The following is a 13,435-nucleotide window of genomic DNA, read 5'->3' as shown; positions in this document are numbered from 1 at the left end:
TTAAAATGTGTTCGTTTCTCTGATACACATTTAGTTTTTATACTTTTAAGAATCTACGGATGGATATTGCACTTCCCCAAATACCGATTAATACGCCGATTGCGATGATTAAGCCGGCAATCTCATACATGAACGGTGTCGGTGTTAGCAAGGAAAGATTCGTTCCTTCACCAAGTCTTGGGTTTATTAAATTGTAAGTGTTAATGTAACCAACAAATGTTAGTATTACTGGTACGATTGATCCTAACAGACCAAGCCATGCTCCTTCTAACACGAACGGCCACCGGATAAACCAGTTTGTCGCTCCTACAAGTTTCATAATCTCGATTTCAGTTCTACGCGAATAAATCGCTATTTTTATCGTATTTGAGATTAAGAACATCGCAGTCAGTAAAAGACCAGCACTTAATATAATACCAGCATATCTTCCCCATTTCAAGACATCAAACAATTTATCTACAGTTTTTTCACCGTAGTTCACTTTTGCGACATATTTCATTTTCTCAATCTGGCTCGCAACTTTTGCCGTGTCACTCGGCTCCTTCGCTTGAACAATGAACACATCGTAAAGTGGATTATCTTGCTTGAAAAGCTCGAAATCTTTACCATATGTAGAGACTAATTTCTCCATTTGCTCATCTTTGGAAGAGAATGTAACGCTGTCGACACCATTTAATTGCTCAATGTTGTTCTGTAGCTCATCCTGTTGTGCTTTCGTCGCTGTCAACTGAATATGCACATTAATTTCAACGTCATTCTCAACGTCATCTGCCAGCTTGTTCATGTTCATCATAATTGCGAAGAACACGCTGACCAAAATCAATGTTACAGTCACAGCACTAGCTGCTGCAAATGTCATCCAACCATTACGATAGAGGCTTTTAAAACTCTCTCGAAAATGTCTACCTACTGTTCTAAATTTCATAGCCATAATCTCCTTGCTGTTCGTCACGAACGATTCTTCCGTTTTCAATAGCGATTACACGATGTTTGAGAGTATTAACAATCTCTTTATTGTGCGTCGCCATAACGATTGTCGTTCCGCGATTACTTATTTCCTCAAGGATGTTCATGATTTCCCACGAAGTATCAGGGTCGAGGTTTCCAGTTGGTTCATCTGCAATCAAAACCTTAGGCATGTTTGCTATCGAGCGAGCAATCGAAATCCTTTGTTGCTCCCCGCCAGACAACTCGTCTGGTAACATTCTTACTTTGTGTTTCAAGTTTACTAAGTCTAGTACTTCCATGACGCGGTCTTTAATGACTTTCGGATCTTCTTCTACTACCTCCATCGCGTACGCAATGTTCTCATACACGGTCTTGCTCGGTAGTAACTTAAAATCTTGAAAGACAACCCCGACATGCCTTCTTAAGAATGGTACTTCTTTGTTCTTCATATGGAGAAGATCAAATTTATCAACGTTGATCGTGCCCTTCGTCGCTCGTTCTTCTCTATAAATCATCTTAATAAAAGTTGATTTACCAGCACCACTAGGACCTACAACATAAACGAATTCACCTTGCTCAATACGAATATTTAATCCATTGGCAGCAGTTATGCCATTCGGATATTTCTTGTAGACATCTTCCATTACTATCATTTTATCACCTAACTATGCCTTTCTTAAATCAAGTTCGAATGATATAACATGTAAGATAACCTTTAGAAGTGAGCAACAGCTGTCGCACAATCCACCATTTCTTTATTGAAGCACTTGAAGTCACAACACATGACCCAATTATAACATCTCAATCTTTCAGGTTTAGGTTATTTGCGTTACAGTTATATTTCAACCAATGACAAGTTTTATTTTATTCGCAACATACTTATTTACATTTTCAAATGATACTTCATCGTCGTCTATTTTTACTTTTAAAAAAATCCCATAAAAAAACGCGCCTCTAAAAATACGCACTGTTTTTATTACTCTCTTATTGTACCGTGTTTTACAAGGAAATAACATTACAGGGAGATTAAAAATAGTTACAGTGAAATCAATTGGAATAGACCGCTTTTGTCACATAAATACCGAACTATTTACTAGGATTTAACTTCTTGTTACATAACTGTTATACAAAATGTATAGAGCTCTACTTTTTAAATCGTAAAAAAACAGCATGAACTTAAGCCGCTCATACTGTTTTTCTGTTATATATTAAAACCTTCACCCATTACTTCGCTCGCACTCATGACGACTACGAACGCGTTTGGATCGATTTCTTTAATGACTTCTTTCAATCTGGAAAATTCGGATTGGGCGATAACGCATAACAAAATTTGTCTTTCGTCATCTGTATAGCCACCTTTTGCCGAAAGTCTTGTAATACCACGGTCAATTTTGAAAAGGATGGCTTGGCGAATTTCATCTTGTTTTTCGGAAATAATCAATGCTGTCTTCGATTGGTTTAGGCCAACTTGAACTAGATCGATTGTTTTGCTTGTTGCGAAAAGGCCGATTAGTGCGTACAGACCCGACTCGATGTCAAAAACGAACATGGCCGCGATAACCACAAAGCCATCAATAAGTGCCACGCAAATGCCAAGCGATAAATGCGTGAACTTGTGTAAAATTTGAGCGATGACGTCTGTCCCACCCGTTGAAGCCTTACCTCGGAACACAATTCCCAGTCCCATTCCAACGAGCACACCACCGAATAGCGCTGCAACTAATGGTTGATTGGTCCAGACCGTCCAGTCCGCCGTTATATAAACGAAGAATGGCATAATCATCGTTCCGACAAAGGTTTTTATGCCAAATTGGTAGCCTAAGAAAAGCACACCGGCAAAAAACAGCGGGATATTAAAGGCCCATTGAATGTAGGCAGGATTCCAGCCGGTCAAGTAGTTAATAATCGTACTAATACCGCTGACGCCACCAGAGGCTACATGATTTGGTAAAAGTAGGACGTTAAACGCTACTGCAATAATGAACGCCCCGATAATCACGTATACATATTCCATCACTTTTGCTAATTTCGGATGAATTTTGCGACGCTTGATTGGTTTGATTTCTGTCATGTTGTCACCCTTAATCAATCCGTGAACGTAGATAGCCATTGATAAACTCATCAATATCGCCATCCATCACGGCTTGTGTATTTCCTGTTTCTACGTTTGTGCGATGATCTTTAACCATCGAATAGGGATGGAAAACGTACGAACGAATTTGGCTTCCCCAACCGATTTCTTTTTGCTCACCGCGAAGTTCTGCGAGTTCTTTTTCCTTTTCTTCTTGTTCTTTTTGGTATAGTTTAGCTTTTAACATCCGCATTGCTTGGTCACGGTTTTTTAGCTGTGAGCGTTCGGACTGGCATGTAACAACGATTCCTGATGGGATATGCGTCATCCGAACCGCCGAATCGGTCGTGTTAATATGCTGGCCACCAGCACCAGTTGCGCGGTATGTGTCGATTTTCAAGTCTTCTGGACGTACTTCGATTTCGATATCGTCATCCATTTCTGGCATTACATCGCATGAAACGAAAGATGTGTGGCGACGGCCCGAGGAATCGAATGGTGAAATCCGGACAAGTCTGTGCACACCTTTCTCTGCTTTGAGGTAACCGTAAGCATTATGCCCTTTAATGAGCAATGTTACGCTCTTAATACCAGCCTCGTCTCCTGCTTGATAATCCAACATCTCCACTTTGAAATCCTTCTTATCCGCCCAACGCTGATACATCCGCAAAAGCATGGAACCCCAATCTTGTGACTCCGTGCCGCCTGCTCCTGGATGGAGTTCAAGAATGGCATTATTTTTATCGTAAGGGCCGCTTAACATCAATTTCAATTCGAAATCCGTTAATTTAGCCACAAAATTTGTCAAATCAGTCTCTAATTCTGCTTGTAACTCCTCGTCTGCTTCTTCACGCAAAAGTTCCAAACTCAATTCAAGATTTTCTTGTTCTTCTTCCAACTCATGGAACGCGTTATACGTTTCTTTGTAGCCATTTGCTTCGTTGATTACTTTTTGCGCGGCTTGTTGGTCATTCCAAAAATCTGGGTCTAGCATTTGATCCTCTAACTCAGCAATTCGAACCTCGATACTGTCTAAGTCAAAGAGACCCCCTAAAGTCTTTAATTTGTTGCGTTGTTTTTTCTAATTCATTACGAATTTCAGCTAATTCCATTTTCCAACACCTCTTTTTAGTTTTTCAAAGACACGGTAATAGCGCCTTTATTAATATAGCATACTTGCGAACAAACTGCGACGGGAAAAATTCACATAGAAAAACCAGAGAGCGATCGTCCCTGGTTTTGGATTCTATTTTTCTTTGCCGTGGCAGTTCTTGTACTTCTCGCCGCTACCACATGGGCAAGGATCATTACGTCCGATATGCTGATCTTTAAGAACAGGCTGTTTCTTAGCAACCGGTTTGCCTTCATTTGGATCGATGGCATCACCTTTTGCAACTTGTTCCCGTTCAAGGTTTTGACGAATTTCGGATTTCATGATGTAACGCGCAACATCTTCATCGATAGAACTAATCATTGCTTCAAACATTTCAAAGCCTTCTGATTGGTACTCACGAAGCGGATCAATTTGACCGTAAGCACGTAAATGAATACCGTCACGCAAATGATCCATTGCATCGATATGATCTACCCATTTCGTATCTACAACACGAAGCAGGACAACTTTTTGGAACTCGTTAAATTCTTCTTCTGGAAGCAATGTTTCTTTTTCGTTATAAGCTTCTTCCACTTCTTTCAGGATGAAGTCTTGAATTTCTTTTGTTTCCATGTTTTTGATGTCATCTACACTGATTGCATCTTCTGGCAACAGGTTCGCCTCTACATAATCAATGATACCTTGCAAGTTCCACTCTTCGCGGTCTTCTTGTCTCGGCGCATTGGATTGGACAATGTAGTTCACGACGTTTTGAATCATCGGATCGATAACAGAACGCAGGTTGTTCTCAGCTGTGATAACTTCGTAACGCTGTTTATAAATAACTTCACGTTGTTGACGCAACACATCATCGTATTGCAAAACTTGTTTACGTGAATCAAAGTTATTTCCTTCCACACGTTTTTGCGCAGATTCAACAGCACGACTAACCATCTTACTTTGGATTGCTTCATCGTCCATACCAAAGCGTTCCATCATTGATTTCATATTGTCTGAACCAAAGCGTTTCATCAACTCATCTTCCATAGAAAGATAGAATTGTGTAACACCAGGGTCCCCTTGACGTCCGGCACGACCACGTAGCTGATTATCGATACGTCTTGATTCATGACGTTCTGTACCGATAACGGCTAATCCGCCTGCTTCGATAGCACCTTCGCCAAGTTTGATATCCGTACCACGACCGGCCATGTTGGTCGCGATTGTTACGGCACCTTTTTCACCTGCAAATTGGATGATTTCGGCTTCTCTTTCGTGCTGCTTCGCATTTAAGACGTTATGCGGAATACCACGGCGTTTTAATTTATGTGAGATAACTTCGGACGTTTCAATCGCAACAGTACCAACAAGGACAGGTTGCCCATTGCCATGACGTTCTGCGATATCATCAGCTACTGCACTAAACTTCGCTTCGATGGAAGTATAGATTAAATCAGCGCGGTCATCACGAATGATTGGTTTATTTGTCGGAATTTCAATAACGCGCATGTTGTAAATATCGCGGAATTCTTCTTCCTCGGTTTTGGCAGTACCAGTCATACCAGATAATTTCTTGTACATACGGAAATAGTTCTGGAATGTGATAGTCGCCATTGTTTGCGATTCGTTTTGAATAGTTACGCCTTCTTTAGCTTCTAGGGCTTGGTGTAAGCCTTCGCTGAATCGGCGACCTTTCATAATACGACCAGTGAATTGGTCAACGATTAGCACTTCGTCATCTTGCACAACATAGTCCACATCCAGATGCATCGTGTAGTTTGCTTTTAACGCTTGTGCAATATGGTGTAGCAATGTCGCATTTTCTAAATCGAATAAGTTCTCGACGTCGAAATATTTCTCACCTTTTGTCATACCGTCTTCGGTCATATTTACTGATTTCGTCTTGATATCAACTGTATAATCTTTCTCTACAGTCAAAGTCTCCACAAATGAATTCGCACGAACATAAAGAATCGTGGATTTCTCAGCTTGCCCAGAAATAATCAATGGTGTTCTAGCTTCATCGACCAAGATGGAATCGACTTCATCAATAACCGCAAAAGAAAGCGGACGTTGCACCATTTGTTCTTTGTAAACTACCATGTTATCACGCAAATAGTCGAAACCTAATTCGTTATTCGTACTATACGTAATGTCAGCAGCATATGCTTCACGTTTCTCTTCACTGGAAAGAGCATTTAGATTTAGTCCAACTGATAAGCCCAGGAAATTATATAGAATACCCATCTCTTCAGCATCACGTTGCGACAAGTACTCATTGACTGTAACAACATGGACGCCAGTACCAGATAGCGCATTTAAATAAACCGGTAGTGTCGCTGTTAAAGTTTTACCTTCCCCAGTTCTCATTTCTGCGATGTTACCTTCGTGTAGTACGATACCACCCATTAATTGAACGCGGAACGGGAACATGCCTAATGCACGCTTAGCTCCTTCACGCGCTACTGCAAAAGCCTCTACCAAAAGAGAATCCAATGTTTCTCCGTTTTGGAAACGCTCCTTAAATTCTTCTGTTTTTGCACGTAACGCATCATCAGAAAGCTTCGCTGTTTCATCAGCCAATGCTTCAATCTGATCTGCTTTCTTTTCTAGATATTTAATGTCTTTTTTACCAGATTCAAATATCTTTTTCAATAAACCTGCCATGATCTTATTCTCCTCTACTGTTTCTATACTTTCCCTGAAGTTGAAAATCGTCGCGCTCTCTTCCCATTTTCTGACGCAACTGCCCTATACAGGCACACTAGACAATTCTACCATCTTTCACCCTTGTTTTACAACCTGTTTTCCTGTGAACATTTCGACGCATTTCCCTTCAACACTACAGAAAAGCCAATAAAATCTTATAATCTCTCTTAAAAAAATATATGTTTCCGAGCCTTTTGGTCATTCACTTGTAAAAAATCCAAATTACCTATTGACAACAAAAGCCGAGATCCCCTTGTTGTTGGATCCCGGCCTTTAGAGGAAATTCTAAGTTAATTTGTTTCAATCAAACCGTATTTGCCATCTTTACGACGATACACAATATTCGTACCATCAGATTCTGCATCTGTATATACAAAGAAACTGTGTCCTAATAGATTCATTTGAAGTACAGCTTCCTCACTATCCATTGGTTTCAATGAAAATTCTTTCGTACGCACGATTTCTAAATCACTATCGTTCTCAAATTCCTCTGCATCTGGATTACTATTAGCATCTGCAAAAGCAAAGTAATCTTGCTCAGCACCTTTATCACGGAATTTACGATTCACTTTTGTTTTGTGTTTACGAATCTGTCTTTCTAGCTTATCTACAATCAAATCAATGCTTGCATATAAATCCCCGCTAGTCTCTTCAGCGCGTAGTACTAAGTTAGGGAGAGGAATGGTCACTTCAACCTTTGCATTCTTATCAGAATAAACTTTAAGATTTACATGAACATTGGCATCTGGTGCCTCACTGAAATAACGTTCTAATTTATCGATTTTCTTCTCAACATAATCTCTAATTGGCTCCGTTACTTCAATGTTTTCGCCACGAATGTTGTACTTTAGCATAGCAATTCCTCCTTTGAAATAAAACAAATCATACTCTACAAGAAGTGAATGACTTCTTATATACAGTCTACGTTATAATGTGGCTTTTTGCAAACATTTGCAAAGACTAGAACCACTTTATTATTAGCCTCTAACATAGTCAATTGTATGATGCTGTTACTCTATTGATTCCACAAATATTCAGATGCAAACCTAAAATGATTGAAAATTTAGGCTATCTAAAAATCGTGATGGAGGAAACGCTCTTTGCACCTGATTTCATAAGGGCTTCTGCGGCTAAGTGTAAAGTGGCTCCCGTAGTGTAGATATCATCTATTAGGAGGACTTCTTTCGACGCAACGGTATCTCGCTCCTCTACAAAGAAGTACTGTTCTTGATCTATCCGTTCTCTACGAGTCTTCTTGGATTGCTTCTCCGTGTGTTCCCTTTTTAATTGTGTGGTAAATGGAATATTCGCTAGTTTAAGCAAACCTTCTGTCTGATTGAATCCTCTTTCATCTCTGCGTTCTGCACTTATGGGGAGTGGGATGGTCACTTCTTTCGCTACATAAGACCACTTCTTGATTAATTCTCCCGAAAATACAGCAGCTATCGCATAGTCTCCGCGATATTTGTAAAGCGCCATTAAGTCCTTGGCAAACTCGTTATAAGTGAAACAGGCGATATTTTCAGCTAAATGGTCTGACCCGCTCTTCGTCCATCTCTCACAGTCTGGGCATATTTCACCGCCTATTTCTTGTGGCCTTCCGCATTTCCTACATACATCTGCGCCTATCACTTCTAGCTTACGTCTACAAGAAGCACATATATTTTTCTGTTGTGGTTTAGCAAATAAACTTCGCCATGAAATACTGATAGTCAACTGATTCATACATATTAAACAATGATTACTCATCTAATAATTTTTGACGCCTCCCTAGTTGGTTCATCATTTTTATTTGTGCTATAGCTAATGCCATACTCTTAGATACACCAAAATGAAAAAACTTCACATCTCCTGTTGGAAAATCAAATTTCCGACCTGCACGACCAGATATTTGAACTAAAGCTGATTCGGTGAAAATTCGTCCTTCACTACCAAATACACCAACTTGTACGTTTGTAAATGTTACACCTCGTTCTAGAATTGTAGTAGTGCAAAGTAGTTTAATTGTGCCATCACGCATTTGTTGCACTTTCTCTTTCCGTTCTGAATCCGCAGAATGGACTGTTAGTAAAGGACCGAATCCTAGCTTTTCTAGGATAGGCGCAACTTGATGCATGACCTTGATTTCAGGAAAGAATAACAGCACTGGGCATCCTTCATCTAACTTTGTCCGAATCCAAGTTAGAATAATTGGCGATATCTTTTGCTTTTCGAGCGAACGTTTCCAATCCCCAATCCAGACTTTTTCTGGTACTGGTAGTGGTTGCCGATGATATCTAGCAGGAACTTTAATATAGTTTCGTTTTCCATTTTTGCATTCCGACTGCCATTTACGTTCTGGAGTTGCGGTTATGAAAATAGAGCATCCGCTGTCAAGCAAGGCTTTACGGACTGCATATTCTAAAAAGGGGTCTTTCGCATATGGAAAAGCATCTACTTCATCAATAAAAATAACATCAAATGCTTGATAAAAACGAATAAGTTGGTGCGTTGTTGCAACGACAAAACGTTCTCCATTATAGACATCATCGGAATCACCATATAGGCAAACCATGTCAATGTTAGGAAATACTTCTTGCAGACGCGGATACAGTTCTAGACAAACGTCCACTCGAGGGGAAGCAACACAAAGTCGCCCTCCATTTGTTATAACCTCATCCATTCCTCGAAACATCATTTCTGTCTTTCCTGAACCAGCAACGGCCCAAAGCAACAATGATTCTCGATTAATTACTGCTTTTAAGACGGCATCTGATGCACCTTGTTGGCCAGGGGAAAGCTGGCCTTTCCATGCTAAACATCGATTTTGATACGGGGTCATTAGAGGCTGACTTGGTTCGAAATAAAGATGTTGGCATTCTGTCATTTTACCCATAATAATGCAATTGCGACAATACAAGCATTCTTCTTGGTTACAGTAACTACAAGGTGAGCGGAAAAATAGTTCCTCTTTATTATTGCCGCACCTAAAACATGTTTTTTTAGAACCTGTCACTTGTATTGCTTTAACTTGTTGCATTCCTTCTGTCCTCGTGATTTCGTTAGCTAAGTATAGTCTTCCTTCTATTCTGCTACACACTGTAATCACCTCGTACACTAGTTATACACGAAATAAATAATTTTGGCGAACTGCTAATTTTCTATTTTCCGTCCATTTTCTGTTTCAAAATGATATTTTAAAAGAAATCAGCTGTTTTCTGCCCTTATTCCAAACATTTTGCAGTGCTTTTGAACTTTTTTAGGCATTTTGACTTTTTATTTTTTTGGAGTACACTAAAAGCCTCCTAAACGTGTTAGAAGGCTTTCAAATTTTATTTAATTGTCCAGACAAGAGCTAGCGCGCCCTCGCCTAAATGCGTTGCAATGACTGGTCCAAAGTAACTGATTTTGAAATCCACAGTAGGATATTGTTTCTGTAGCTCATTTTTCCAGGCTTCTGCTTTTTCATAGCAATTACCTTGAACAATGTGGGCTTGCTGTGCTGTTTTATTAGCTACTGCTTCACCTAATAGAGCTTCGATTCTTCTCAATGCTTTTTTCTGCGTACGGATTTTTTCAAAAAGAACGATTTTCGTGTCTTCAAAGTGAAGAATAGGTTTAATTTGCAGTAAGCTTCCGATAATCGCTTGGGCATTGGAAAGTCTTCCGCCTCTAGCTAAGTGATTCAAATCATCTACAATAAAGTAGGCATCTAGCGCTTGTTTCATCGCATCTAAATTGGACAGTATTGTATCAGATGTTGCTCCATCTTTGGCTAAATGTGCAGCTTTTTCAACCATCATTCCCATTGCCATACAGGCGATTTCTGAATCATATGCAATGACATTAACACCTGAAACTAACTCCCCGGCAGATATTGCGTTTTGATAAGTTCCGCTGATTCCACTGCTGAGATGTATGCTAATAATTGTATCAAATCCTTTATCGCGTAAGCTCTCGTACAAAGAAACAAATTCGCCTGGAGCAGGTTGCGATGTTGTCGGAAAGGTTTTCGCATTCTTCACCAAATCGTAAAAAGAATGTTCTTCAATGTCCTTGTCTTCAATATAGGACTTTCCATCAATCGTTACAGAAAGCGCCACACTATAAATTTCAAGTTCTTCTGTCACTGCTTGGGGTAGATAAGCAGTGCTGTCTGTCACGATAGCAATTTTTTCCCCCATAATGTCACCTCAATTTGATACTATCTAATGAACACCCAGCCGTTTTTGATTGCAGTAACAACAGCTTGTGTTCGGTCGTTTACTTTCATTTTTTGCAAGATACTACTTACATGATTTTTAACTGTTTTTTCACTGATAAATAGCGTTTCGCCGATACCACGGTTACTCTTGCCATCTGTTAATAATTGCAGTACTTCACATTCTCTATGTGTGAGAATATGTAGCGGCATTTTCACTTCGGGTTGTTGATAGCCGTAAGCACCCTGCGCATTGTTAGTGCTGGCCAAATGGCGATATTCACGTACTAATTTAATAGCAGCTTTCGGATGGATATAAGCTCCACCATCTTCCACAGTCTTGATTGCGTCAACAAGGTCTTTAGCATCCATTTCTTTCAGTAGGTAGCCGACTGCACCTGCGCGCAATGCTTCTGTCACGAATTCATCTGTGTCATGGATTGTCAGAACTACTACTTTAATACTTGGAAATTGTCTTACTAGCATTTCTGTAGCATCTAAGCCATTTACTGTTGGCATGTTTATATCCATTAACACGATATCAGGTCGATATTCGCGTACTTTCGCAACAATATTTTTTCCATTCTCGGCTTCTGCAACCACTTCAAATGAGTCTTCTAGCTCTAGTATGCGTTTGATACCTTCACGAAATAATTGATGATCGTCTACAATCATGATTTTCACAGTCATAATGAGAAATCCTCCTTCAAATTGATATTTCCATATTCGTTCCCATTTTATCCCCTTATCAGTTCTAAAGCCTGATTCAAATAATTCGCTGACTATATTTCTATAGCTTATCTTTTTATCATTTCATGCTTTTCTAGAAGCCATTGTTATTCGTTGCCTAACTACTTTTTCTGAACACTCTGGATAGACATTTGAATTTCTACAAAAATGCCTAGATGAAAAGAAGTTTATCTATCAAAAGTAACAATGAATTTCATTATACCATGAATTTGCTCCCACTTCATCTTTCAAATATCCACCAAACACATTTTATAACTATACATGTCTTCGTTTTTCCGTTAAAATGTGAAATAGAGTAATTAAATTAACTATTGGAGGCCTATATGATGGAAAAGTATTTAACGATTAAAGAAGCTGGGCAACATGAAATCATCATCGAAAAATCTAGATTTATTTGCTCTGTCATTAGGGCTGAAGATGAAAAAACAGCACAGGACTTCATTCAAAGGATAAAGAAAGAACATTGGAACGCGAGTCACAATTGTTCTGCATATATTATTGGCGAACGAGATCAATTTCAGAAAGCGAATGATGATGGAGAGCCTAGTGGAACAGCCGGTGTCCCTATGTTAGAAGTTTTGAAGAAAAAGCACCTGAAAAATGTTGCGGTTGTAGTAACTAGATATTTCGGCGGTGTCAAGTTAGGCGCTGGAGGATTGGTTCGTGCATATGGTAATTCGGTTAGTGAGGCTTGTAACGCTATCGGTATTGTCGAGCGTTCACTTGCCATTATTATATCCTGTACACTTGATTATTCTGCCCATGCGAAATTTGAAAATGCACTGGAACAACAAAATTATCAAATAGCCAATACGACATTTACCGACAAAGTTACCATCGATGTATATGTGGACAGTCCTGACGTTTCTAATTTTCAAGAATGGGCTGTAAACATAACAAATGGCCAAATTAAAATGCACGAATCTGGCGAAAAATATCGTGAAAAGGATGTCATTTAAATGTTAGTAGAAACATTGCAAACCCTTCCTAGTGAATTCGTGAGCGATACTTGGCATATCCGGTATATGACTGCCGAGGATGCTGAGCAGCTTCTCGAAATCTGGTCGGATACGAAAGTTACGGAATACATGAATATAGAAACATTTGATACACTAACCCAAGCCAAAGAAATCATTGATGCTATCGACAAGACAGAAACAGCTTGCCGTTATGTTATAGAGAATACAATGTCAAAGGAACTCATTGGCTCTTTTGGTATAAATGAACTTTATTTAGGGACAATGACTGCCGAAATTGGCTATGAATTGAAGCGAGCTTATTGGCGAAAAGGGATTATGTCTACCATTCTTAGTACTTTTATCCATGTGATACATAGTACAACGCCTATTAGAACACTAACCGCAAAAGTGTCTCCTAAAAATGCTCCATCTAGCACGTTACTTATAAAACTAGGCTTTCAATTTGATGATTTGGTCTCCGAATTCGACATGAAGAGTAAAAATCTTGAAAAAGTTAGGCAATATAAGCTCAATTTGAAATAAATTTCTAGCCATTACATACGACTTATTTTATGTGCTTCATGATAATAATGATGTTAATTTGCCAGCGACTTATGTATAATAGAAAAAAGTGCAGATGTTTACAGCACGTTTATTGTAACTTTAAAATAGACGTAATTTGGCTGTAACAAGTGCGTTCTTTTAATATGGTACAATGACAACTA

The 13,435-nt window shown here is 39.2% G+C and carries 12 protein-coding genes; 2 read left to right on the top strand and 10 right to left on the bottom strand.

The genetic code is table 11. The features are described 5' to 3' along the window. Positions 1-37: 37 nt before the first annotated feature. The 10 genes from ftsX to EP57_RS12950 form a co-directional block, all read right to left on the bottom strand. A complete protein-coding gene (ftsX, locus tag EP57_RS12995) occupies positions 38-925 on the bottom strand; it encodes a permease-like cell division protein FtsX (protein WP_036087353.1) in 888 nt (295 codons plus the stop codon). Beyond that, on the bottom strand, positions 915-1,601 hold the full coding sequence (ftsE, locus tag EP57_RS12990; RefSeq protein WP_036087352.1) for a cell division ATP-binding protein FtsE: 687 nt from the start codon (positions 1,599-1,601) through the stop codon (positions 915-917). Before ftsE ends, ftsX begins: the two co-directional genes overlap by 11 nt. A gap of 548 nt (positions 1,602-2,149) precedes the next feature. Continuing rightward, positions 2,150-3,019, bottom strand: coding sequence for a YitT family protein (locus EP57_RS12985; protein ID WP_036087563.1), 870 nt, complete (start codon positions 3,017-3,019; stop codon positions 2,150-2,152). Positions 3,020-3,029: 10 nt separating this feature from the next. After that, positions 3,030-4,131, bottom strand: a protein-coding gene (gene prfB, locus EP57_RS12980) for a peptide chain release factor 2 (protein ID WP_114982999.1) whose coding sequence is annotated in 2 segments (ribosomal slippage) — positions 3,030-4,058 and positions 4,060-4,131 — 1,101 coding nt in all. Because the reading frame shifts where the segments join, the coding sequence is not laid out codon by codon here. A 134-nt stretch (positions 4,132-4,265) separates the two neighbouring features. Beyond that, on the bottom strand, positions 4,266-6,779 hold the full coding sequence (secA, locus tag EP57_RS12975; RefSeq protein ID WP_036087348.1) for a preprotein translocase subunit SecA: 2,514 nt from the start codon (positions 6,777-6,779) through the stop codon (positions 4,266-4,268). Positions 6,780-7,111: 332 nt separating this feature from the next. After that, entirely contained in the window at positions 7,112-7,675 is a 564-nt protein-coding gene (gene hpf / locus EP57_RS12970) for a ribosome hibernation-promoting factor, HPF/YfiA family (RefSeq protein ID WP_036087346.1), read from the bottom strand. 214 nt (positions 7,676-7,889) lie between these two features. Further along, positions 7,890-8,570 (bottom strand): ComF family protein, encoded by a 681-nt coding sequence (locus tag EP57_RS12965; protein ID WP_036087345.1) that lies wholly within the window; start codon positions 8,568-8,570, stop codon positions 7,890-7,892. Next, positions 8,563-9,840 carry an ATP-dependent helicase ComFA gene (locus EP57_RS12960; protein WP_052167692.1) on the bottom strand — a complete coding sequence of 426 codons (1,278 nt, stop codon included), beginning with the start codon at positions 9,838-9,840 and terminating at the stop codon, positions 8,563-8,565. Before EP57_RS12960 ends, EP57_RS12965 begins: the two co-directional genes overlap by 8 nt. 292 nt (positions 9,841-10,132) lie before the next feature. Next, positions 10,133-10,984, bottom strand: a complete 852-nt coding sequence (locus tag EP57_RS12955; RefSeq protein ID WP_036087344.1) for a DegV family protein — start codon at positions 10,982-10,984, stop codon at positions 10,133-10,135. 20 nt (positions 10,985-11,004) lie between these two features. Beyond that, entirely contained in the window at positions 11,005-11,691 is a 687-nt protein-coding gene (locus EP57_RS12950) for a response regulator transcription factor (RefSeq protein ID WP_036087343.1), read from the bottom strand. 383 nt (positions 11,692-12,074) lie between these two features. Here EP57_RS12950 and EP57_RS12945 point away from each other — a divergent pair, with 383 nt between their 5' ends. Continuing rightward, positions 12,075-12,710 carry a YigZ family protein gene (locus EP57_RS12945; protein ID WP_036087342.1) on the top strand — a complete coding sequence of 212 codons (636 nt, stop codon included), beginning with the start codon at positions 12,075-12,077 and terminating at the stop codon, positions 12,708-12,710. After that, positions 12,711-13,253 carry a GNAT family N-acetyltransferase gene (locus EP57_RS12940; RefSeq protein WP_036087340.1) on the top strand — a complete coding sequence of 181 codons (543 nt, stop codon included), beginning with the start codon at positions 12,711-12,713 and terminating at the stop codon, positions 13,251-13,253. It begins immediately after the preceding gene. Positions 13,254-13,435 lie beyond the last annotated feature (182 nt).

The organism is Listeria booriae (assembly GCF_000766865.1).
In the GTDB taxonomy this organism is placed as follows: Bacteria; Bacillota; Bacilli; order Lactobacillales; family Listeriaceae; genus Listeria_A; species Listeria_A booriae.
This window is presented reverse-complemented; position numbering and strand designations above follow the sequence as displayed.

Excerpts from the sequence above, each read along its gene's own strand:
- ftsX (WP_036087353.1), bottom strand. The coding sequence starts at position 925 with ATGAAATTTAGAACAGTAGGTAGACATTTTCGAGAGAGTTTTAAAAGC.
- ftsE (WP_036087352.1), bottom strand. The coding sequence starts at position 1,601 with ATGATAGTAATGGAAGATGTCTACAAGAAATATCCGAATGGCATAACT.
- EP57_RS12985 (WP_036087563.1), bottom strand. The coding sequence starts at position 3,019 with ATGACAGAAATCAAACCAATCAAGCGTCGCAAAATTCATCCGAAATTA.
- secA (WP_036087348.1), bottom strand. The coding sequence starts at position 6,779 with ATGGCAGGTTTATTGAAAAAGATATTTGAATCTGGTAAAAAAGACATT.
- hpf (WP_036087346.1), bottom strand. The coding sequence starts at position 7,675 with ATGCTAAAGTACAACATTCGTGGCGAAAACATTGAAGTAACGGAGCCA.
- EP57_RS12965 (WP_036087345.1), bottom strand. The coding sequence starts at position 8,570 with ATGAGTAATCATTGTTTAATATGTATGAATCAGTTGACTATCAGTATT.
- EP57_RS12960 (WP_052167692.1), bottom strand. The coding sequence starts at position 9,840 with ATGCAACAAGTTAAAGCAATACAAGTGACAGGTTCTAAAAAAACATGT.
- EP57_RS12955 (WP_036087344.1), bottom strand. The coding sequence starts at position 10,984 with ATGGGGGAAAAAATTGCTATCGTGACAGACAGCACTGCTTATCTACCC.
- EP57_RS12950 (WP_036087343.1), bottom strand. The coding sequence starts at position 11,691 with ATGACTGTGAAAATCATGATTGTAGACGATCATCAATTATTTCGTGAA.
- EP57_RS12945 (WP_036087342.1), top strand. The coding sequence starts at position 12,075 with ATGATGGAAAAGTATTTAACGATTAAAGAAGCTGGGCAACATGAAATC.
- EP57_RS12940 (WP_036087340.1), top strand. The coding sequence starts at position 12,711 with ATGTTAGTAGAAACATTGCAAACCCTTCCTAGTGAATTCGTGAGCGAT.